At 59.8% G+C, this 23,022-nt stretch carries 16 protein-coding genes and 1 other RNA gene; 7 read left to right on the top strand and 10 right to left on the bottom strand.

Features of this window, described 5'->3' with window-relative positions; genetic code table 11:
- Positions 1 to 47: 47 nt before the first annotated feature.
- Genes D8U18_RS27805 through pelG form a run of 7 tightly spaced genes read left to right on the top strand, consistent with a single transcriptional unit; the run spans position 48 to position 12,243 of the window.
- Positions 48 to 2,861 (top strand): bifunctional glycoside hydrolase 114/ polysaccharide deacetylase family protein, encoded by a 2,814-nt coding sequence (locus D8U18_RS27805; RefSeq protein WP_130907450.1) that lies wholly within the window; start codon positions 48 to 50, stop codon positions 2,859 to 2,861.
- On the top strand, positions 2,839 to 6,477 hold the full coding sequence (locus tag D8U18_RS27800) for a tetratricopeptide repeat protein (RefSeq protein WP_131109177.1): 3,639 nt from the start codon (positions 2,839 to 2,841) through the stop codon (positions 6,475 to 6,477). Before D8U18_RS27805 ends, D8U18_RS27800 begins: the two co-directional genes overlap by 23 nt.
- A gap of 28 nt (positions 6,478 to 6,505) precedes the next feature.
- Positions 6,506 to 7,024 carry a hypothetical protein gene (locus D8U18_RS27795; protein WP_056854938.1) on the top strand — a complete coding sequence of 173 codons (519 nt, stop codon included), beginning with the start codon at positions 6,506 to 6,508 and terminating at the stop codon, positions 7,022 to 7,024.
- Positions 7,025 to 7,029: 5 nt separating this feature from the next.
- Complete coding sequence (locus D8U18_RS27790; protein WP_056854939.1) at positions 7,030 to 8,394, top strand: PelD GGDEF domain-containing protein; 1,365 nt, start codon at positions 7,030 to 7,032, stop codon at positions 8,392 to 8,394.
- Positions 8,372 to 9,361 carry a HEAT repeat domain-containing protein gene (locus tag D8U18_RS27785; protein ID WP_056854940.1) on the top strand — a complete coding sequence of 330 codons (990 nt, stop codon included), beginning with the start codon at positions 8,372 to 8,374 and terminating at the stop codon, positions 9,359 to 9,361. Before D8U18_RS27790 ends, D8U18_RS27785 begins: the two co-directional genes overlap by 23 nt.
- Positions 9,358 to 10,872: a GT4 family glycosyltransferase PelF gene (gene pelF / locus D8U18_RS27780; RefSeq protein ID WP_056854941.1), complete on the top strand. Its 1,515-nt coding sequence runs from the start codon at positions 9,358 to 9,360 to the stop codon at positions 10,870 to 10,872. Before D8U18_RS27785 ends, pelF begins: the two co-directional genes overlap by 4 nt.
- Positions 10,873 to 12,243 carry an exopolysaccharide Pel transporter PelG gene (pelG, locus tag D8U18_RS27775; protein WP_056854942.1) on the top strand — a complete coding sequence of 457 codons (1,371 nt, stop codon included), beginning with the start codon at positions 10,873 to 10,875 and terminating at the stop codon, positions 12,241 to 12,243. It begins immediately after the preceding gene.
- 75 nt (positions 12,244 to 12,318) lie between these two features.
- Here pelG and D8U18_RS27770 read toward each other — a convergent pair whose 3' ends face one another.
- From D8U18_RS27770 to D8U18_RS27725, 10 genes are all read right to left on the bottom strand, one after another.
- Positions 12,319 to 12,786 carry a MarR family transcriptional regulator gene (locus tag D8U18_RS27770; RefSeq protein WP_056854943.1) on the bottom strand — a complete coding sequence of 156 codons (468 nt, stop codon included), beginning with the start codon at positions 12,784 to 12,786 and terminating at the stop codon, positions 12,319 to 12,321.
- A 171-nt stretch (positions 12,787 to 12,957) separates the two neighbouring features.
- Positions 12,958 to 13,410 carry an Ohr family peroxiredoxin gene (locus D8U18_RS27765; RefSeq protein WP_131109175.1) on the bottom strand — a complete coding sequence of 151 codons (453 nt, stop codon included), beginning with the start codon at positions 13,408 to 13,410 and terminating at the stop codon, positions 12,958 to 12,960.
- A 60-nt stretch (positions 13,411 to 13,470) separates the two neighbouring features.
- Complete coding sequence (locus D8U18_RS27760) at positions 13,471 to 13,923, bottom strand: Ohr family peroxiredoxin (RefSeq protein ID WP_131109173.1); 453 nt, start codon at positions 13,921 to 13,923, stop codon at positions 13,471 to 13,473.
- A gap of 448 nt (positions 13,924 to 14,371) precedes the next feature.
- Positions 14,372 to 14,765: a transfer-messenger RNA gene (gene ssrA, locus D8U18_RS27755) on the bottom strand.
- A gap of 95 nt (positions 14,766 to 14,860) precedes the next feature.
- The gene (locus D8U18_RS27750; protein WP_056854946.1) at positions 14,861 to 15,136 is read right to left on the bottom strand and encodes a hypothetical protein; all 276 of its coding nucleotides are present in this window, start codon (positions 15,134 to 15,136) and stop codon (positions 14,861 to 14,863) included.
- 194 nt (positions 15,137 to 15,330) lie between these two features.
- Positions 15,331 to 18,141 (bottom strand): FAD-binding and (Fe-S)-binding domain-containing protein, encoded by a 2,811-nt coding sequence (locus tag D8U18_RS27745; protein WP_131109171.1) that lies wholly within the window; start codon positions 18,139 to 18,141, stop codon positions 15,331 to 15,333.
- A complete protein-coding gene (locus tag D8U18_RS27740) occupies positions 18,138 to 18,809 on the bottom strand; it encodes a lactate utilization protein C (protein WP_131109169.1) in 672 nt (223 codons plus the stop codon). The genes D8U18_RS27745 and D8U18_RS27740 overlap by 4 nt, the downstream gene beginning before the upstream one ends.
- Positions 18,806 to 20,263, bottom strand: coding sequence for a LutB/LldF family L-lactate oxidation iron-sulfur protein (locus D8U18_RS27735; protein ID WP_131109167.1), 1,458 nt, complete (start codon positions 20,261 to 20,263; stop codon positions 18,806 to 18,808). The genes D8U18_RS27740 and D8U18_RS27735 overlap by 4 nt, the downstream gene beginning before the upstream one ends.
- Positions 20,260 to 21,084 carry a (Fe-S)-binding protein gene (locus D8U18_RS27730; protein WP_130906232.1) on the bottom strand — a complete coding sequence of 275 codons (825 nt, stop codon included), beginning with the start codon at positions 21,082 to 21,084 and terminating at the stop codon, positions 20,260 to 20,262. The genes D8U18_RS27735 and D8U18_RS27730 overlap by 4 nt, the downstream gene beginning before the upstream one ends.
- Positions 21,085 to 21,235: 151 nt before the next feature.
- A complete protein-coding gene (locus D8U18_RS27725; RefSeq protein WP_131109165.1) occupies positions 21,236 to 22,930 on the bottom strand; it encodes a lactate permease LctP family transporter in 1,695 nt (564 codons plus the stop codon).
- Positions 22,931 to 23,022 lie beyond the last annotated feature (92 nt).

Raw genomic sequence — 23,022 nt, 5'->3', positions numbered from 1 at the left:
CTGCCCGAAGTTCAAGCAGTACTGATCCGTCATTTCAAGAGTGAGTTATGGAAATCGTTTTTCGCAGGACGCGTGTCCGCTCGGTCGCCAAGCGACTGTTAGCCGCTCTGGCGCTGTGTGTGAGTGGCCCCGCCGTGCAAGCCGCGGTATTGACGCCTCCCTCAAGCGTGACTTTCTGGTATGCCGACGAGCCGCCGATCTCTGAGCTGGCGCAGTTTGACTGGGCTGTCGTCGAACCCGGGCACATGACGGCGAACGATGTCAAAACGTTGCGCAAGCTGGGCAGCGAACCGTTTGCCTATATGTCTGTGGGCGAGTTCGACGGTTCAAAAGCGGATATCTCCAAGGCTGGCCTGGACAAGGCTGTCTCTCCGGTGCGAAACGACTCGTGGAACAGCCAGGTCATGGACCTCACGGCACCGGCCTGGCGCGAACATTTGCTCGGCCGTGCCAGGCAGCTGCAAGCCCAGGGCTATGGCGGACTTTTTCTCGATACCCTCGACAGTTTCACTCTGCTGCCAGAGGCATCACGTGAAGCCCAGCGTGCCGGCCTTGCCAGTTTTCTGCGGGAACTGCACAAGCAGCAGCCAAAGCTGAAGCTGTTTTTCAATCGTGGCTTTGAAGTGCTGCCGGAGCTTGACGGCGTGGCTGCAGCGGTAGCTTTCGAGTCGCTCTATGCTGGTTGGGACGCATCCGCCAAACGATACCGTCCAGTGCCGGAGGCGGACCGCCAATGGCTGCTGGGCCAGCTGCAACCGTTGCGTGCCAAAGGCATTCCACTGGTGGCGATCGACTATTTGCCACCGGAACGACGCGAAGAGGCCCGCAAGCTGGCCAAGCGTTTGCGCGATGAAGGTTTCATTCCTTTCATCAGCACCCCGGAACTGAATTCGATGGGCATCAGCAACATCGAAGTGCAGCCGCGGCGTGTCGCGTTGGTTTACGACCCGCGCGAAGGTGACCTGGCCAACAACGCCGGTCACACCTATCTGGGCGGGCTGCTCGAATACCTGGGTTATCGCGTTGACTACCTGCCTGCCAGCAGCTCCATGCCGGATTATCGCTTCAGTGGCTTGTATGCCGGGGTGATTACATGGATGACCAGCGGTTCGCCGCAAGATGCTCCGGCATTCAACCGTTTCATCAGCGCACGTCTGGACGAGCAGGTACCGGTGGTTTTTTTCTCCGGCCTGCCGGTTGAAGACCAGGTTCTGCTCAAGCGCATGGGCCTGAAGCGAGAAGCCCCGCCGGGTACCCAAGCACTGACAGTGACTCATCAAGACAAGGCGCTGCTCGGCGCTTTTGAAGCACCGGTGCAGCCCCGATCCCGTGACCTGACGGCGGTCTCGGTATTGCCCAAGGGGCCGACACCGGCACTTTCGCTGAGCAATGCTGCAGGGCAAACCTTCGACCCGGTCGTCATTGGCGATTGGGGCGGTCTGGCGTTGGCACCTTACATTCTTGAGGTGAACAACGAGCGCAGTCGCTGGATTCTCGACCCCTTCGCCTTCCTCAAGGCAAGCCTGCGTCTGCCTGAGCAACCACGGCCGGACACCACCACAGAAAACGGCCGTCGAATCGCCACCGTACACATCGACGGCGATGGCTTTCCCTCCCGCGCCGAAGTGCGTGGCACGCCATATGCCGGCCGTCACACGCTGGATGACTACATCAAGCCCAACCCGTTCCTGACGTCGGTGTCGATCGTCGAGGGTGAAATTTCGCCACGTGGCATGTTCCCGCACCTGGCACGCGAACTGGAGCCCATCGCCCGCGAGATCTTCGCCAATCCGAAAGTCGAAGTGGCCACCCACACCTTCAGCCATCCGTTTTTCATGCAGCCGGAAAAGGCCACTAAACGTGAGAATTTCAAACCGGAATATGGTTTGAACATGGCTATTGCGGGCTACGACAAAATTGATTTTTATCGCGAGGTTGTCGGTTCCCGCGACTACATCAACCAGCAGCTCACCACTCCGGAAAAACCGGTGAAAATGGTGTTCTGGCCAGGTGACGCCTTGCCTTCGGCAGCGACGCTGAAGATTGCCTACGATGCCGGTCTGAAAAACGTCAACGGCGCGGAAACGATGATGACCAAGGCCGATCCGTCGCTGACCGGGTTGAACCCGCTACTGCGCCCTACCGAGGGCGGTTTGCAGTACTACGCGCCGATCATCAACGAGAACCTCTACACCAACCTGTGGAAAGGTCCGTATTACGGTTTCCGCGAAGTGATCGACACCTTCGAGCTGACCGACAGCCCGCGCCGCCTGCGTGGCCTGCACCTTTACTACCACTTTTATTCAAGCACCAAGCAGGCTTCGATCAAGGCCATGCACGAGATCTACGGCTACATGCGCGACCAGCAGCCGATGTCGCTGTGGATGAGCGACTACATCGATCGATTGCACGGCTTGTATCAGGCCAGCCTGGCGCGGACCGCCGATGGCAACTGGCAGATTCGCGGCATGGATGCATTGCGCACCGTGCGCCTGGACCCGCAAATGGGCTGGCCGGATTTGCTGCGATCGCAAGGCATTGCCGGTGTTCGAGACATACCGCAAGGGCGCTATGTGGCACTGAGCAGCGACCGGGCACTGCTGGTGCTGCGACCTGATCGGGACAGCCGCCCGGCATTGGAGGAAGCCAATTTGCCTCTGCTGAGTTGGCAGTACCTGGATGATCAACGCGTGAGTTTTTCGTTTGCCGGGCAGTTTGATCTGACCTTCTCGGTACGGTCGGCGAGTGCCTGCCGGGTCGAAGTGGATGGACAGCGTTTTGCAGGCAAGGCATCGGCCGGTCTGTGGACTTTTCAATTACCAATGAAGCAGGTGAGTAATGGTCAGCTCTTCTGCAACTAATTCTTCAGCGAGCAAAAACAGCCGCCTGCTCAACCCGTGGGCGCTGGCGGTGGTGGCGGTTGCCGTGGGCGGTCTGCTGTGGGCAACCTTCCAGCGTGAAGAAGTATTCCAGCCTGACGGCCGCGAGCCGGATGCGGTTTCCGCCAACTATGCCGAACTGCTGCTGACCGCTCACCCGGAAGACGATCACCTGCGTCTGCAACTGGTCGACCTGTTGATTCGCCTCGGTGATTACACCAAGGCCCGCCAGCATCTGGAGAATTGGCCCAAGCCGAACCTGCAATTGCAGGCGTATTACCGGCTCGAGCTGGATGCGCTGGAAGCGGCCAAGGACAGTGACCTGATCACCCAGCAGGCCTTGGTCGAGCGTCTGAAAAGCTTCGATCACCGGATGCTGCCATTGCCGCAATTGCAGAACCTGGCCAAGCTCGCACTGACCTTGCAGGCACCGGCGTTTGCCGCCAGTGTCTATGAAGAAATTGCTGCTCGCGACCCGCAGCAGCGCAGCGCGGCGCTCAAGTCCGCTGCGCAATGGTACCTGGCGGGCGAGCAACCGGGGCGCGCCGCAGAAATCTATCTGCAGTTGAGAAAGGATACTGATCAGGCGGGCGAGCGTCGTGAGTACGCCCAGTTGGCCTACAACAGCCTGTTGGCTTCCGGTCAGGGCGACCAGGCTGCGCAGGTGCTTGAAGATGAAATCGACTCGCTGATCAACCCGCAAACCGACTCGGCCTGGGTCCAGCAGGGCGTCGATGTGGCCGTCGCCAGCAAGCGCTTCGATCTGGCGCAGCGCTTCCTGCAACAGTGGCGCATCCTGCAACCGGACAACCCGCAGATCCTGCAGAAGGATTTCAGCATGCGTCTGGCCCTCGGCGATTTGCCGGGCGCCTGGGAAAGCGGCCAGCAACTGCTCGAAGAACATCCCGAAGATGTGCAGTTGCTTGAGCAGATGGCCCACCTCGGCGAATGGCAGGGTGAAAACGAAGCGGCGCTCGGTTACTGGATTCGTCTGTTGAAGCTGCGCGAAAGTGCGCAAACCCGTGAGCACGCCTGGCGCCTGGCCAGCCAGCAGTTCGACTTCGACCGCTCGATTCCGTTGCTTGCCGAGATCATGGAGCAGCGTGCGCTGACCGACATCGAACTCGATGCGCTGATCTACGGTCACGAATCGCGGGGTACGCCAAAAGAGGCTGAAGCCTGGCTGCGCACGTATTTGCGCAAGTACCCCAAGCATCGCCTGGCCTGGACGCGCCTGCTGCAAAACCTGGAAAACACCGGGCAATATGCAGCCAAGGCCAACGTTTACAAGGACTACTCGAAACGTTTTGCGCTGACCACCACCGAGCGCGTCGATTGGGTCGATACCTATCTCAAGTTGTTCGATAACACGTCGGCATGGCAAGTGTTGCAAGTCGATAACCGCACCATCACTGATCCGAACTACTGGCGCTCCCGGGCCTCGCTGGCCTGGGACCTGGAACGGGACGATGAATTGCAGGTGTCGCTCGAGAAGCTGTTGACGCTCAAGGGCTCGCTCAACAGCGGCGACGAGAGTCAGTTGATCACCCTTTATCGAACCAGCAATCCACAGCGCGCTCTGCAGTTGATGGTCGCCAGCTGGCAGCGCAGCCACGACCAGCAGCGTTTGGTCGAGGCCTTGCAGCAAGCCCAGGAATTGCAGGACTGGCCGCAAGTGGAGTCGCTGCTCAAGGACGCCGAGCAATACCCTGATGCCTATGGCCAGTCTCAAGTGTTGGCAGTACGCGGTGCATTGGCAGTGCAGAAGGGCCAGACCGACGAAGCGCTGCGCCTGTATCAGGAAGGCCTCGCGCGGTTCCCTGACGACAACCTGTTCCGCGAGCGCCTGATGTGGCTCTACGTCGATCAGGGCAACACCGTCGCACTCAAGCCTTTGCTGAGCCAATGGAAAGCCCGGGCGCGCGAAGACCGTCTGCTGTGGCTGCCATTCGCCAGCGCCAGTCAGATGCTCGGCCGCGACAGCGAAGCGTTGGCCTGGTATCGCATGTACCTCAAGAGCAGTCCTCAGGACTGGCTGGTGCAAGCGGCCTACGCCGATGCGCTGGACAGTGCCGGCTATAAGGATGCGGCCCAGCGTCTGCGCTTGAAGCTGCTGCGCAGCCCCGAAGGCGAAAATCTGCAGCCGTCGTCTCAACGCTACGGCACCTGGTTGCGTTTGATGGCCAGCAGCTATTCACCGAAAAAGGCCCAGCAGGAAGTCCTGAAATGGAAGGACGGCTCGCCGGCGATGTTGCAACTGTGGTTTGAGCGTTTGCTGGCGCGTCTTGATGCGACCAATCAGGAATCGCAAAAAGACCAATGGCTGGCTTGGGCGCGCAGTCAGGGCCTGAAGGTCGAGCGTTATGAGCAGATTCAGGAAGCTCTGCGCAGCCGCAACAAGGCGCAGGTCGAAACGTTGTTGGCCAGCAGCGACCTCAACCCGGCGCAACGCGCTCAGGCCCTCAGTCGTCTGGGTCGGCTGAATGAAGCCCTCGACACCAGCCTGACGGCGCTCGGTGATGAGCAGCCGGAAGCGGTGCGCGAACAGCTGCGCCGCCAGGCTGTGGAGATCCACGAACGCACGCCGCAAGGTGCGCAGTTGTCGTGGCATGAACAGGACTTCGGCGGCCTGGAGTTCAACGCGCCACGCCTGGAGATTGCGCACAACCTGGGCGATAAGTGGTACGCCGATCTTGAGCTGGAGCAGGGCGACTACAGTGGTGACGAAATCGAATCATCGCGCATCGGCGAGGAGCGTAACGCCGCCCTGACCCTGCAACGTGCGGTCGAGGACGGCAGCTATAAACTGTTCGCCGATACCAGCCAGCGCAGCGATGACGACCGCAACGGCCTGGGCCTGTCCCGGACCTGGCAGCTGGGTGTGAGCGATGAACTGGAAACCGGCGTCGACTGGCATCGCAAGAACGAAGACAGCGGCTTGATGCGCGCCTTCGGCCAACAGGACCGCGTGTATCTGGGTGGCCGCCATAGTTTGACAGCCCGCGATCAGGTCAGTTGGGAAGTCGCGCAGCGGTCGTTTTCCACCCGGGCCGGTGACGATCTGGGCGATGGCCATGCGCTGAAAATGGAGTACAACCACACGCTGGAATTCGCCGGTCCCAACTGGACCGTGCGCAGCGGTGTCGACTACCAGAAGAATCGGGTCAAGGATAAGTCGCTGGATTACCTGTCGACTAACTTTGGTGGCCCGGTCATCAGAGCCGCGCCTGTGCAGACGTTCGACCCTGATACCGGTTTGCCCGACCCGATCAATCCACTGGATATCGAAACCGTCACCGCCAGCGACCTGCTGCAAAGTCGCTATGGCCAACTGTATGTCGGCAGCTCCTGGCGTCGCGGCATACCTGGCGCGCTGGTGCGGACCAGGCCGCAGTACACCTGGCTGGTTGACCTGACGGCAGGCTGGCAATGGACCGATCAAACATTCAACTACGGCATCAATACCGGGATCGGCGTTGAAGTGCTGGGTGACGACGAACTGGCCCTGACCTTCGGCTACCAATCCGCGCCACAAGGCGGGGACGGCAAGGCCGGCGGAACACTGGGTGTGAGCTACGGCGTGCGTTTCGGACGCTGATCATGGAATTTCTACGGGAGAAAAACGTATGCAAGCAATTCGTAATCTGAGCCTGGCGCTGGCGGTCCTGGTCGTCGCCGGTTGTGCCAGTTTCACCGACGAAAGCAGCCCGAGCCTGCCGCGCACTGCGCAGTGGGGCATCGTGCCGATGGTCAACTATTCGCAGACGCCGCAGGCCGGTGAACGCAGCGAGCAAATCCTGCTCAGCGTCCTCAGCAGCCATGGCTTGCAGCCACGGGTTTACCCAGCCAGCACTCAGGGTGAGCAAGCGCTGATGGACGATAACGAGCGTCTGGCCGGTGCCCTGGATTGGGCGCGTGAGCAGAAGCTCGATTACGTGGTCGCCGGTAGCGTCGAAGAATGGCAGTACAAGAATGGCCTGGACGGCGAACCGGCGGTGGGCATCAGCCTGCGCGTGCTGGATGCCGACAGCGGCCGGGTGCTCTGGAGCAAAAGCGGCGCGCGTGCCGGTTGGTCTCGTGAAAGCCTCGCGGGTACCGCGCAAAAGGTGCTCGACAAACTTGTTGGCGCCCTTACGTTCGAGTGATCGCAATGAATTCTCCACACATGGATTACAGCCTGGCGCCTCGCGCCAGCGGCCCGGTGTCTTGGCTGGAAACGTTCCTGGTAACCGGCCTGGTCATCGGCCTCGGCCTCTGGTTGACCCCGGACGACCCGATGCAGATGCACGGCGGGTTCCCCTGGCCGATTCTGGCGCCGCTGCTGTTGGGTGTGCGTTACGGTTTTGTGCGCGGCCTGCTCAGCGCCGGTTTGTTGGTTCTGGCCGTTTTCGCCCTGCGCTACAGCGGCCATGCCGGCTATGCGCAGCTTGAGCCGTCGTGGATAGTCGGCGTGCTGGTATGCGGCATGCTGGTGGGCGAGGTGCGCGATCTGTGGGAGCGACGCCTGGAGCGTCTGCAGATGGCCAACGATTATCGTCAGTACCGTCTCGATGAGTTCACCCGTGCGCATCAGATTTTGCGGGTCTCCCATGACCGCCTGGAACAGCGCGTGGCGGGTAGCGACCAGAGCTTGCGCAGCTCGCTGCTGGGCCTGCGCGAAAAACTGCGGGTGATGCCCGAACATGGTGATGCACTGGCGGCATTGGCCGACCCGATCGTTGCCGTGCTTGGACAGTACGGCGCGCTGCGGGTGGCCGGGTTGTATCGGGTTGACGAGCGCGGTGAGCGAGTGTTGCCGGCGCCGCTGGCAACCATCGGCGTCATGGGCTCGCTGGACACCGAGGACGGACTGGTCAAGTTGTGCCTGGAGCGCGGTGAGTTGGTCAGCGTACGTCAGGAATTGATCGATGCCGGTGGCTCGGCGCAATTCTCGTCGCTGCAGGCCTGCATTCCGTTGATCGATGCCGAAGGGCGTCTGCTGGCGGTGCTGGCGGTGCGACAGATGCCGTTCTTTGCCTTCCAGGATCGCACGCTGAGCCTGCTGGCGCTGTTGGCCGGTCACATCGCCGACCTGCTGTTGCGTGACGTGCAAGTGCTGCAATTGGTCGATGCCGACGCGCAGCACTTCACACTGCAACTCAAGCGTTCACTGGTCGACGTCGAACAGCACCAGTTGTCTGCCGGACTGTTCGCCTTCGAAATGACCCGTTCCAACGAAGAACTGACGCGCCTGCTGGAACGCAGCCAGCGCGGTCTGGATTTGCACTTGCCGCTGCGCAACAACCGCGATCACCAGTTGCTGCTGGTGCTCTTGCCGTTGACCAGTCCGCAAGGCACTGAGGGCTATCTGTCGCGTATCAACCTGCTGGTGCATGAACACTTCGGCATTGAAAGTGACTTGGACAGCCTCGGCGTGCGGGTCATGCCGTTCAACCTGGAGCCTGATGATCACAACGGGCTGCGTAACTTCCTGTTCAACGAGTGTGGTCTGAATGATCAGCAAGTGGCTGTTTAGCGGAGCCTTGTTGTTAGAGGCGGGCAGTTGGGCCAGTTTGTGGGTCGACGCGCCCGAGGCGCACCAATTGCTGGTGTTCACCCTCACTCACGGTTTGGCCAGCGTGCTGTTGTGTGGCGCGGTCTGGTTGCTGTTGCCGGCGCGTTACCGTTCGCCCCTGCCGTGGAGCCCGCTGTTCATTTTCAGCCTGGCGTTCTTCGTGCCGGTGCTCGGGACCGTGGGCGTGGTCGCGGCGATCTTCCCGGCGCTGTACCTGCCACGCAAACGCGACAAGCAGGCCTGGCAAGCGGTGGGCATTCCGAGCCTGCCGTATCGGGCGCAGATGCAATTGCATTCGCCGATCTTCGCCGATGGCGGTTTGCAGGATGTCTTGCGTCATGCACCGGATCCGGATCAACGTCTGGCTGCATTGCTGGCCACCAAACGCATGCCTGGCAAGGAAGCGGTGCCGATTCTCAAACTGGCACTGGGCGACCCGAGCGACGATGTGCGGCTGCTGGCCTACTCAATGCTCGACAAGCAGGAAAGCGACATCAACCTGCGTATCCAGATTGCCCTCGGCCAACTGCACGGCGCCTCGACCAAGGCCGCCGGTGTGCTGCATGGCACCCTGGCGCGTTGGTATTGGGAGCTGGCGTACCTGGGGCTGGCGCAGGGCAGCGTGCTCGAACACGTCCTCAACCAGGCCAGCGAACATGCCGAACAAGGTCTGCAGGCGGGTGAGGGCGGTGAGCTGTTTCTGTTGGCCGGGCGTATTGCCCTGGAACGCGGCGACATCGAGCGCGCCGAAGTGTTGCTGACCCAGGCCCAGGAAAACGGCATGGGCGCGGCGCAGATTCTGCCGTTCCACGCCGAACTGGCTTTCGAGGCCGGTCGCTACCATGAAATTCCGGGGTTGCTTGCAAGCCTTCCCGAGAAAACCCGCCAGCGACCCCCCTTCGCTGATCTGGTGAGGAGCTGGACATGAGTCACAAGGAAGAGGCGCCGATCGCCGACATCTGCCTGCTGCTCGAAGGTACCTGGCCTTATGTGCGTGGCGGCGTGTCGAGCTGGATTCACCAGATGATCCTCGGCCTGCCGGAGCTGACGTTCTCGGTAATGTTCATCGGCGGGCAACGTTCAGCCTATCCCGAACGCCGCTATCAAGTACCGTCGAACGTGCTGCACATCGAGGAAGTGTTCCTCGAGGACGCGACCCATACGACAAATACCCGGGGCACGCCACGCGAGGCCGACCTGCAAACACTGGAAGACCTGTATCGCTTCCTGCATCACCCGGACGCGCCCGAGCCGGCACTGGGCGAAAACCTGCTCGAGTGTATCGCGCAAGGCCACTTGACCCTCGACGACGTGCTGCGCAGCCGTGCCAGTTGGGAGGCGTTGAGCGAAGGCTATCGCCTGCATTGCGCCGACCCGTCGTTCATCAACTATTTCTGGACCCTGCGTTCGATGCAGTCACCGTTGCTGATGCTCGCCGAGTCATCGCGCCGGATGCCGCGGGCGCGGGTGCTGCATTCGATTTCCACCGGTTACGCCGGGTTGTTGGGGTGCATCCTCAAGCAGCGCTGGAACTGCACTTACCTGCTCAGCGAGCATGGGATCTACACCAAGGAACGCAAGATCGACCTGGCCCAGGCCAGCTGGATCGCCGAGAGCTCCGGCCAGGCGCTCAACCGCAGCCTTGATGCCGGCTCGGGCTATATCCGGACCTTGTGGGTGCGTTTTTTCGAGCGTATCGGCCAACTGACCTACAACAGCGCCGACAACATCATTTCGCTGTATGACGGCAACCGCCAGCGGCAAATCAAGGACGGCGCCGACCCGGTCCGTACCCAGGTCATTCCCAACGGCATCGACCTGCCTCAGTGGACCACCGCCCTCCAATCCCGTGCGCCCGGCATTGCCCCGGTGGTGGGGCTGATCGGTCGTGTGGTGCCGATCAAGGACGTAAAGACCTTTCTGCGGGCCATGCGCGGCGTGATCAGCGCCATGCCCGAGGCCGAAGGCTGGATCGTCGGCCCGGAAGAGGAAGACCCGGAATACGTCAGCGAATGCCGCAGCCTGATGGCCAGCCTGGGGCTGGAAGGCAAGGTGCATTTCCTTGGCTTCCAGCGCATCCAGGAGATCCTGCCCCAGCTCGGGCTGATGGTCCTGACCTCGATCAGCGAGGCGCAACCGCTGGTGATTCTCGAAGCCTGGGCTGCCGGTACGCCGGTGGTCAGCAGTGACGTGGGCTCGTGCCGGGAAATGATCGAAGGTGGCAGTCCAGAGGACCGCGACCTGGGCCTGGCCGGCAAAGTCGTGGCCATTGCCGACCCGCAGGCCACCAGCGTGGCCATCCTCGAACTGCTGCGCAGTCCGCAACGCTGGCAGGCGGCTCAGGCCAGCGGCTTGTTGCGGGTCAATCGTTACTACACCGAAGCCTTGATGCTGCAGCGTTATCGCGACTTGTATCAAGCCGCCATGGAGAACAGTTAAATGGCCGGGATTGGCTTCGAACTTCGCAAGATCCTGTCGCGCGATTCCTATACCGCGACCTTGCATGCCTACGTCTATGCCGGGCTGATCAGCTCCGGTCCCTGGGTGCTGTCGATCATCAGCGTGATGCTGGTGGGTATCATCAGCCTGAGCCGTGTCGTGCCCAATACGCTGGTGGGGCAGTTCTTGGTGACGGTGACCTACCTGATGGCCAGTTCGCTGATCATTACGGGCGGCTTGCAGCTGTTTTTCACCCGGTTCGTTTCCGACCGGTTGTTTGAGAACAAGCACGACCAGATCCTGCCCAACCTGGTGGGCGTGCTGTTGATGGTCACCATCGGTGCCGGTGTCCTGGGTATCGTCGTGCTGAGCGTGCTGTTCGACCAGCCGCTGATGTACCGGCTGCTGGTGCTGTCGAACTTCGTGGTGCTGTGCAATCTGTGGATGGTGATCATCTTCCTCTCGGGGATGAAAGCTTATAACCGCATCCTGCTGGTGATGCTGGTGGGCTACACACTGATGGTCATCAGTGCGTATTTGCTGAGCTTTCTGGGCATAGCGGGCCTGCTGTTGGCGTTGTTGATCGGGCACAGTACGTTGCTGTTCCTGTTTCTCTACGACATCCTGCGCGAATACCGGGCCGAGAAACTGGTGGCCTTCGATTTTCTTGACCGGCGCCACGTGTTTGTCAGCCTGCTGGTGACCGGGTTTTTCTATAACTTCGGTATCTGGATCGACAAATTCATCTTCTGGTTCAACCCCGGCACCTCGAACGTCGTGATAGGTCCACTGCGGGCGTCAATCCTGTACGACTTGCCGATCTTCCTCGCCTACCTGGCGATCATTCCGGGGATGGCGGTGTTTCTGGTGCGCATCGAAACCGATTTTGCCGAGTGGTATGACCGGCTGTTCCGGGCTATCCGCGAAGGCGAGACCCTGCAGCACATCAGTTCGCTGAAGACCGAGATGACCTTGTCCATTCGCCAAGGCCTGCTGGAAATCTGCAAGGTGCAGGGGCTGACCGTGGTACTGCTGTTCCTGTTTGCTCCGCGTCTGCTGGATTGGCTGGGCATCTCCAGCTATTACCTGCCGCTGTTCTACATTGACCTTATCGGCGTGAGCATCCAGGTGGTGTTCATGGCGTTGCTCAACGTGTTCTTCTACCTCGACAAGCGCGCCGTGGTCCTGGAGCTGTGCGTGATCTTCGCCGTGTTGAACGCCGGTTTGACGCTACTGAGCATGCACCTTGGCCCGAGCTTCTTTGGCTACGGCTTCACCCTCTCGCTGCTGGTGTGCGTGTTGTTGGGGCTGCATCGATTGTCCACCGCGCTGGAAGACCTCGAGTACGACACCTTCATGTTGTCGCGCTGAAGCATTCTGGCGGTACGAAAAAAGGCACTGTCGATTACCGGCAGTGCCTTTTTTTGTCAGGCTTGAAGCTGTCGTCTACTCAGCCTCGTGACGATCTTTTGTCGTGCGGATAAGGTTGTTGCGCAGCTTCACAATGGCCTGCTGCATTTGCACGAAATCGTCAGGATCAAGACCGGTTTGCGGGAAGCCGTCCTCGCTCAGTTCTTCACGCAGTTTTCGTCCCTCTTTCGTCAGGCTGATCCGCACCTGGCGTTCGTCTTCCGGGTCGCGTTGGCGCAGCAAATAACCCATCGCTTCGAGTTTTTTCAGAATCGGCGTGAGCGTGTTGGATTCAAGGAACAGCTTTTCGCCGAGGCTGCCAACGGTCTGGTCATCCTGCTCCCACAGCGCAACGAGGGTGATGAATTGCGTGTAGGTCAAGCCCATTCGTTCGAGCATGGGTTTGTAAGCCTTGCCGAAGGCAAGGTTGGAAGAATAAACCGCAAAGCACAAAAACTCGGAAAGCTTCAGGTCGAGAGCGGATGTCTTGTCAGTGGATTTCATGCGCATTCTCTCTGGGCAAGGACGGATGGGTTGCAAGTCTCGACTATACATCGCATGCGATGGTGTCGGAAGTGCTCAGACCTTGGCGTATCGTCCACTGTGACCGGTGATTGAAGCCGGTGGCCGGTCCAGCGGGAGAACAGTACCCTGGCGGACCGGCCGTGGACAGCGTTACGCGGTCTGGACGTTGATGGCGACATCAATGTTGCCGCGTGTTGCCTTGGAGTACGGGCAGATGGCATCGGCGTTGTGTGCCAGTTCGGTGGCGATTTCGTGTGACAGGCCGGGCACGCGCAGGGTCAGTCGGGCCTGGAGGAAGTAGGCTGCGCCGGTCTGGCCCAGATCGACTTCGATGTCGACGGCGGTATCGGCTGGCAGCGTTACCTTTAACTGCTGCGCCGCCAGACCTACTGCGGCGATGTAGCAGGCCGACCATGCCCCGGCGAACAGTTGCTCGGCTTTCGGGTGCGGCTGCACACCGGTGATTACATGCGCTGGCGTGGCGCTGCCGGGGGACGACAATGCAATGTCGAGGCTGCCGTTATGCCCGCGCGTAGTGGTGCCAGCGCTGTTCAGGGTGGTGTGGGTTTTGCCGGTGGCCAGTACTTTTTCGATCTTGCTCATGATGATGTCCTCAGGTTTTCAGTTATTAAATTCGTGTGCGCTAACATCGCATGCGATGTATTAGGCGGTAATAACGCTCAGGGCAACGTCGATATTGCCGCGTGTAGCTTTGGAGTACGGGCAGATGGAGTCGGCGATATGTGCCAGTTCGGTCGCGACGTCGTGGGCCAGCCCCGGCACGCGCACGGTCAGCCGGGCTTGAAGGAAGTAAGCCGGGCCGGTCTGGCCGAGGTCGATTTCGATGTCGACGGCCAGGTCTGCCGGCAGTGCGATGTTGCGCTCTGCCGCGACCAGGCCAACCGCTGCGGTGTAGCAGGCCGACCATGCCCCGGCGAACAATTGCTCGGCTTTCGGATGCGGTTGGGTGGCGGCAAACACATGAGCCGGCTGAGTCGAGCCGGGGGACGACAGCTCGATGTCGAGATTGCCGTTATGGCCACGCGAGATGGTGCCAGCGTTGCTCAGGGTAGTGTGGGTTTTGCCGGTGGCCAGTACTTTCTCGATCTTGCTCATGGGACGGTTCCTTCAAGGGTTGCATTCTATGCGATAACATCGCATACGATTTGTTTGATACGGTAAACGATCTATTGATTGCCTGTTGCTGTGATCCAGTTGTTGCCGTTGTGGCCATTGGAAGCGTGGAAGGTCGGATTGATCTGGGTCTGGCGGCTTCCGGTGTTCATGGCTGAATCTCCAACGGCAATGGGCTGATGTTGTTGGTCGCTTTCGATTAGATCGTATGCGATGTAATAATAATCTGCCGAAGCCTCAATAATGTCAAAGATTATTTTCTGCCCCGACGATGAACGGTGGCACGGGCATCCTGTGAAAAACGCCAAGCGTCGCCCGGCCCATGCCGCGAGGATGCGGCGTAGAGCCTTTCGAGGATTATTGACATTGGGGGAGGAGGCTGAATTTCAGGCACAAAAAAAGACGTCCGAGGACGTCTTTTTTGTTGAGTTGGTGGAGCCGGGGGGATTTGAACCCCCGTCCGCCAGTACTCCGCTGTCGGTACTACATGCGTAGCCGTGTCTATTAAGTTAACCCTCAGCGACCCGACGGGCAGGGTGCTTTGGGCGAGTTGTGTAAGTTTTAGCCGCTTCGTCCACAACGTACTGCACGGCGATTCTGTTCTATATGACAATCACTTTGGGTTTACAGACATCCCCTGATGATTGCTGGACCCGAAGGTACCAGAAGGGAAGAGCTAAGGCTGCTTACGCAGCGAGAGCGTATTCCCCGTAGGTTTCGTCATTGGCAACTATAAGAAGTTGCAACAGTGGATTTACGAGTTCTGTTACCAACTCGGCATGCACCTAAAGTTTCGCAACCGGCGTCGAATCCTAAACGGCCCCGAACTCATTGCTCGTGAAACGGATGAGCAACAAGCACGAACAGTCTACGACATTGTGGCCCGGAAGGCCAACCCGAAGGTTGGCCGCACCTGGCATCAGTTCCGCGTTGGGTTTCGAATCTGCATTTTGGTAATGATACCGCTGGAAATCTCTACGCAATCCTTGTCGTTGCCTGCCGCCTGGGCTGCCTTGGCTTTTGTCTGCGCTGCTTTGACGCTGTCCAGAGTGCCTTCCGGAATAGAGGGCGCACTGTTTACGAAGTCATCAATGGTTTGAAGGTTATCGGTACACAGGTCTTTATCCGCCGCAAACACCGGCGACGCCAACATTGCAGCAGCGATGAACATTCCAGCAATTGCAGAGTGCTTCATGGGTATCTCCTTGCGCATGTGGGCTCGGTGCTGCCGATAACGCGGGCTGCTGGCCGAGGTGGTTATAAGCTCCTTTCAAAGAGCCTAGTCAAATGACTATAGCCGCGCGCAGGAATTCGGTTTTTTTTTCGGGTTGATGATGGTGTTGCAAAGCAAAAAGGGGCGAAAACACCCCTTCTACGCAAGCCGCCTGTTCAAACCGGACGAGCTTGCGTCACGCGGTCCACGAGGTAAACCAATCCGTGATAATCGATCCCGCCATGCTGGCTCAGGCCGATCTCACAGGTGCGACTGGTAGAGATGCCTTCTTCGCAGTACTGCACGGCGTCTTTCAACGTGCGCAGCGAGTGAGCATTGAGTTCTGGCGTCGTGAAGCCCTTGTCACCGGCAAAGCCGCAGCAGTGAATACCTTCCGGGATGACCACGTTGTTGCTGCATCTGCGCGCCAGATCGATCAATGCCTGGCTTTCGCCCAGGTGTTGTGTGCTGCAGGTGACATGTACCGCGATCGGCGCCTCTTGTGGGATGAAGTCCAGTCGATCCATCAAATGCGTGCGGATGAAACGCACCGGGTCGTACAGGTCAAGGCGCACGTCGCCCAGATCCTGAGTCAGGCGCAAGGTGCAGGGGCTGGTGTCGCAGTAGATCGGATCGAGCCCGCCACGGCTGGCGTGGAGCAGGGCACCGATCAGTTCCTGGCGTTTGTGTTCGGCCTGTTCGGCATAACCCTTGGAAGCGAACGGCTGGCCGCAGCAGAGATTGTCCAGATTGTCCGGGAAGACCACCTGATAACCGGCTTTTTCCAGCAGGCCACGGGTTTTGTCGTACAGCGACATTTGTTCTTTGTCGCCGGCCGCCGGCCCCATAGCGCGTGAAACGCAGGCTGCCAAATACACCACGCGCGGGCGTTCGTCGGTCACCGATGGGCTGAAGCGAATGGCTTTTTCCGGCTGCGGCATGGCGCTGGTCCATTGCGGGACCTGGCCTTTGGACAAGCGGGTCAGCGTTGCCGACAACTTTGCCAATCGTGGCGCGCCCAGCAACATTCTTGCGCCGTTGGCTACATGCAGTGTGAAGCGCGCGCCTTGCATGGCTGTGGCGAAATTGCCTTCCAGCCAATTGGCGGTTTTCGTATGAGTGGCGTGTTGGCCGCGAAGCTTTTTCACCAGCTCGCCGGTGTTGATTCCCACGGGGCAGCGTTGCGCACACAGACCGGTCGCGGCACAGGTGTCGATGCCCTGGTATTCATAAGCCGCTTCAAGTTCACGGGTATCGACACCGGCGCGTTTCTTCGCCTGGATATCGCGCCAGATCACGATGCGCTGGCGCGGGCTCAAGGTCAGGCCTTTCGACGGACAAACCGGCTCGCAGAACCCGCACTCGATGCACTTATCCACAATCTCGTCGGCGGCCGGCAAGGGTTTCAAGTGCTTGAGGTGGATTTGCGGATCTTCGCTGAGCACCACGTCCGGATTGAGAATGCCATTGGGATCGAGCAGACGCTTGAGCTGCCACATCAGTTGATAGGCATCGCTGCCCCATTCCAACTCAACGAATGGCGCCATGTTGCGCCCGGTACCGTGCTCAGCCTTCAACGAGCCGCCGAACTCCACCGCGACCAGTTGCGCGACGTCGTCCATGAACGCCTGGTAGCGTGCGACTTCTTCCGGGCTGTTGAAGCCCTGAGTGAAGACGAAGTGCAGATTGCCTTCCAGTGCGTGTCCGAAAAGGATCGCTTCGTCGTAGTGATGTTTGTCGAACAACTCGATCAGGCGATTGACGCCGATGGCCAGTTGTTCCACCGGGAATGTCACGTCTTCGATGATTACCGTGGTTCCGGTTTTGCGCACCGCACCGACGGCGGGGAAGGTGTCCTTGCGGATCGCCCAGAGACGGGCGTTTTCCAGCGGATCTTCGGTGAAGTCGACTTGCTTCTCCACCGGGAACGACGCCAGCGACGCCATGATCTGCGCCAGTTGTTCATGCAGCAAAGTGGACGACGCTGCGCGGGATTCGATCAGCAGGGCGCAAGCATTGTTCGACAAATGTTGTACGAAAGCGGGCATGCCGGGTTTGCTTTGCACCGAGCGCAGACTGCGCCGGTCCAGGAGTTCTACTGCCGACACCGGTTGGCTTTTCAGCACGGTGACCGCGTTGCAGCAGGTTTCCACATCCGGGAACACAATCAGCGCCGACGCCTTGTTAGGGTGATCGATCACCGTGTCGTAGGTCACTGCGCTGATGAAGCCGAGTGTGCCTTCGGAACCGACCAGCAAGTGGCTCAAGATATCCACAGGTTCGTCGTAATCCACCAGGGCGTTGAGTGACAGACCGGTGGTATTTTTCAGACGGTATTTGTGGCGAATCTTTGCCGCCAGTTCGGCATTGGCGCGGGTCTCGCGGCCTAGCGTCGCCAAGCGTTCAAGCAGCTCTGCATGGCTTTGCCGAAACGCCGCGACACTGGTGGCATCTTCAGTGTCCAGACGGCTGCCATCGGCTAGAACCAGACGAATGCCGGCCAGCGTGTGATAGGTATTTTGCGCCGTGCCACAGCACATGCCGCTGGCATTGTTGGCGACGATGCCGCCGATCTTGCAGGCATTGATCGATGCCGGGTCCGGTCCGATCTTGCGCCCGAACGGCGCAAGCCAGGCATTGGCTTGTGCTCCGATTACGCCGGGTTGCAGACGAATCTGCGTGCCTTGGCCGCGGATCTCACGACCGTTCCAGTTATCCCCAAGGACGATCAGCACTGAGTCGCTGATGGCTTGCCCGGACAGGCTGGTGCCGGCGGCGCGGAAGGTCACCGGCACCTTATCGCGCTGGGCCAGTTTCAGCAGCGCTACCACTTCATCTTCGGATTCGACGCGGATCACCAGTTGCGGGATCAGCCGATAGAAACTGGCATCGGTGCCGAAAGCCAGGGTCGACAACGGGTCGTCGAAGCGCCGTTCGCAGGGAATCAGTTGCTGTGCATCACGCAGGAAAGCGGCCGGTAAAGTCATTGATCCTCCAGGATCAGCACCACCAGGTCTTTCGGACCGTGGGCGCCGTAGGCCAGCACTTGTTCAATGTCAGCGGTTTTCGACGGGCCGGACACCAGCAGGGCATTGGTCGGCATGCCCTGCGCCCACTCGAACTCCTGCTGGACCTGATAAAAATTGTCGCGGATTTCACTGGCCTTGAGCAGGGCGAAATGCACCGGTGGCGCCAGGCTCATCAATCGCGGTTCTTCCCGTGTCGGCCAGATGATCAGGCTGCCGGTCGCGGCGATGGCGCCTAGGGTCGTAGTCAGACTCGCCGGAGTGTCGTTGAACAGCTCGGCTTTCCACTCTTCGACCGGTCGATCATAGGCCTTGAGTGCCGGCAGATCAGGATTTTTCTCCCAGTACTGTACGACACGCTGCCCGTGGGGTGTGGTCGGTGCAATCAACAGGCTCGGTAATTGGCGATCCTTCAATAATTGCCCAAGCAACTCAGGCCAGCCTTCAGCCGACGTCAGGTGGATTTCCGTGTGCACCGCTTCCATCAGTTTGCGCAGTTGCGGGATGCGCTGTTCCGGTGCGTAGGTGTAAGGCTGCGTCACCAGATCGACATCGAAGTTGTCAGCCACCGGTGTGGTGCCTGTCAGGCTTTTGCGCAGTTTGGCGAGGATGTTTTGCTTGGCGCTCATCGACGGTCTCCCTGTTTGGCCAAATGTTCGCGCGCCATGTCATGCAGTGAGCGGGCAGCGGGTTTCGGTGCGCTGTGGTTTTGCGTCCATGGGCCGACATTGTCCGGCACAAGGGCGCGCAGGCGCGTCGCGGCAAAACCGAACAGGCGATACAGCGTCGGTGAGCTATTGAGCTTCGCCCAGGCGTTCCAGATGAACCGCTCCTTGCGCGAGTATTTGCTGCCCTGGCCGCGCATCACTTGATGTGGGCTGTCCGGGGCTTTGACGTTCTCTTCCCGAAGACGACGGAGTAACGCCGGGATCGGAATTTTTACCGGACATACCTCGCCGCAAGCGCCGCACAGGGAAGAGGCGCTCGGATGATCCGGGACTTTCGCCAGGCCAACCATGTGCGGGGTGATTATTTTTCCGATAGGGCCGGGGTAGACCTCGCCATAGGCATGGCCGCCGATTCGGGTATAGACCGGGCAATGATTCATACAGGCGCCACAGCGAATGCAGTTCAGGGTCTGACGCAGTTCGCTGTCGGCAAAGGCCTGGCTGCGACCATTGTCGAGCAGCACCAGGTGCACTTCCTGCGGGCCGTCGAGCTCATGTGCCTTGCGCGGGCCGGAAATCATGTTGACGTAGGTGGTGATCGGAATTCCCAACGCCGAGCGTGTCAGCAATGACAGCAGCGGCACCACATCGCGCAGGTTTTCCACAACCTTTTCGATGCCGGTCACGGCGATGTGCACCGGTGGCACGGTGGTGGTCATGCGGCCGTTGCCTTCGTTTTCCACCAGCAGCAGGGTGCCGGTTTCAGCCACGGCGAAGTTGACACCGGAAACGCCGATGTCCGCTTCGAAGAACTTCTGCCGCAGGACTCTGCGACCGATCTGAATGAGTTGGTCAACGTCCTTGGTGTATTCCACTCCAAGCTTGTCGTGGAACAAGGACGCGACCTGACCGGCGTTCTTGTGGATCGCCGGCATGATTATGTGTGAAGGCTTCTCGTGGTCGAGCTGGACGATGTACTCGCCCATGTCCGATTCCAGGCATTCAATGCCCTGTTCAGCGAGGACGTGGTTCATCTCCATTTCTTCGCTGACCATCGATTTACCCTTGATCACTTGCCGCCCCTCGTGAGCGCGGATGATCGAAAGGACGATGCCATTGGCTTCGTCCACCGTTTCCGCCCAGTGCACTGTCACACCGTTGCGGGTCAGGTTCTGTTCAAGTTGCTCGAGCAGCTCGGGCAACTTCGATAAAGCACGGGCGCGGACGGCATTGCCCAGCGCGCGTAAATGTTCCCGCTCATGGGCATCGCTGAAAGCCGCGGCCCGTTTGGTCATCAGTGAATCCATCGCCCTGCGGAAGTTGCCCCGCAATTGCGCATCACCCAAGGCCTCGTGAGCCCGGGTGCGGAAATCCTCTTCTACAGCGACCGTAGGAATAATCTCGGCGGCGCTCATTGGGCACCTCCGGTACGTTGCCAGAGGAAACTCGCCAGATGCTGACCGCGTAACGCTTCCTGCTGTTTTTCCAGTGAGCCGTTGATGTTCATCAGGCAACCGCAGTCGGCGCTGAGTACCTTGTGCGCGCCGGACTCCTTCAGCGATCGGGTCTTGTCAGCCACCATCGCGCCGGAAATGTCTGGCATACGGACGCTGAAAGTCCCACCGAAGCCACAGCATTCGCTTTCATGGCTGTGGTCGACTCGCTCCACATTGCTCAGCTGCGACAACAGCTCACGGCCGTGCAGGTGGGTGTTCATTTCACGGCGTGCCGAACACGACGTGTGCAACGCTACTTTTACCGGTTCACCGCTATCCTTGAGCTGCACCTTGCAGACGAACAGCAGGAACTCGGTGAGCTCATAGGTCCTGGCCGCCAAGGCCTCGACCTGTTTCAACGTGTCCGGCTCGTCCTTGAACAAGTCGGCATAGTGTTCGCGCAACATGCCGGCACAGGAACCCGACGGCACCACCACCGGATAATCCCCGGCAAATAGCGCCAGCTGCGAGCGCGCCACTGTCCGGGCCTGCTCGGTATAACCCGAGGTGTACGCCGGTTGACCGCAACAGCTTTGCCCTTGCGGGTACTCGACACGGATCCCTTCGCGCTCCAGTAGATGGATCGCGTCCATTCCGGCTTGCGGGTAGAACAAGTCCACTACGCAGGTCCCGAACAGGTACACCCGCTGCGGTTTCTCGCTGGGGTATTGCCGAGGCTCGGGCAGTGGCGGGGCGACACGGGTCGCATTCGGCACAGCGTTGTAAAAAAGCTCGCTCATCAGGCGTGTCTCCGGGTGGGCCCGGTTATCCGTCCGCTGAGGCCGCTGAATATAGAGTGAGATTCTTTCAGCAGCCTTACAGACCGGGTTGTGAATAGCTGACGCCGGAATCGTGGTCCGGCGTCGGTTTTTTCCGTATCGGTTGTGGCTTTTAGTGCACCAGCATGCCGGTGAACCAATAGGCCTGAGCCAGCGTGATCAAGCCGACAATCGTGGCAAAGAACAGGCTGTGCTTGAGGGTGAAGCGGAACAGGTCCGACTCCTTGCCCACCAGCCCGGTCGCGGCGCAGGCCACGGCGATCGATTGCGGTGAGATCATCTTGCCGGTCACGCCGCCACTGGTGTTCGCTGCCACCAGCAAGGTGTCGTTGACGCCGATCTGGTGGGCGGTGGTCGCTTGCAACGAACTGAACAGTGCGTTGGACGAGGTATCGGAACCGGTCAGGAACACACCGAGCCAACCGAGGAACGGTGAGAAGAACGGGAAGGCTGCACCCGTGCCGGCCAACACCAGGGCCATGGTCGACGACATGCCCGAGTAGTTGGTGACGAAGGCGAACGCCAGCACCATGCCGATGGACAGAATCGGCCACCGCAGTTCGTAGAAGGTCTCTTTAAAAGTGGTCAGACCAGTTTTGGGGTTGATCTTCAGAACCAGCATCGAGATCAGTGCGGAGAAGAAAATCGCCGTGCCGGTCGCGGAAATCGGATCAAGCTTGAACACGGCTGGAATGGCAGTCGGGTTAGCCACAATCGGTGCAACCTTGATCACCATCTGATCAAGGTGCGGGATAGCGAAATTGAACACGAAGCTGTACATCGAACCGCCGGCGGCAAACATCGCCTTGAACGGCTTCAAGGTCCAGATGGTCACCAGCACGGTCAGAATCAGGAACGGCGACCACGCCTTGATGATTTCCCCGAGGCTGTAGGGCGATGCCAGGGTGGTGCGCTTCTGGCCGAAACCACCGGCGCTGGCGCTGACCACGGAAGCCGATACGGCCCCGACGATGTGCTGGCCGGCGGCGCGTTTTGGCTGCCAGACTTTCAGGAACAGGGTCAGGGAGATCAGGCTGGCCAGGGCCGAAGTGATGTCCGGCAGTTCCGGGCCGATGAAGTTCGACGTGAAGTATTGAGTCACGGCGAAGCTCAAGCCGGCAACCAGAGCGGCGGGCCAGGTTTCGCGAACGCCGCGCAGGCCATCCATCATGAACACCAGCCAGAACGGCACGAACAGCGACAGCAGCGGCAGCTGGCGACCGGTCATGGCGCCGATCTTGAACGCGTCGATGCCGGTCACTTGCCCGGCGACGATGATCGGAATCCCCAGGGCGCCGAAAGCTACCGGCGCGGTGTTGGCGATCAGGCACAGGCCCGCGGCGTACAACGGGTTGAAACCCAGGCCGACCAGCAGAGCGGCGGTAATCGCCACCGGTGCACCGAAACCGGCCGCACCTTCAAGAAACGCGCCGAAGCAGAAGCCGATCAACAGCACTTGCAGACGCTGGTCGTCAGTGATCGACAGCACCGAGCTGCGGATCACTTCGAACTGCCCACTTTTGACCGTCAGTTTGTAAAGAAAAACAGCGGCCACGATGATCCACGCAATCGGCCAAAGGCCATAGGCGAAACCATACCCTGCGGCAGCGAAAGCCATGTCGACCGGCATCTGGAAGGCAAAAATCGCCACCAGGATCGACAAGGCCAGCGTGATGCTACCGGCAACGTGCCCCTTGAGACGGAACACGGCCAGAGCCAGGAAGAAAAACACGATAGGTATAACGGCCGCGAGCGCGGATAAACCGAGGCTTCCGAGCGGGCTGTAGAGCTGTTGCCAGGTTTGCATATGGGGTGGCCCCTAATTGTTGTTGGTCAGGCACTGATCAGCGTTCTTGGATAATTGGTAATACCAATTTACAATCGCTGTTGGGTAGGGTA

The sequence above is a fragment of the Pseudomonas sp. Sample_10 genome (assembly GCF_004321495.1).
GTDB lineage: Bacteria > Pseudomonadota > Gammaproteobacteria > Pseudomonadales > Pseudomonadaceae > Aquipseudomonas.
This window is presented reverse-complemented; position numbering and strand designations above follow the sequence as displayed.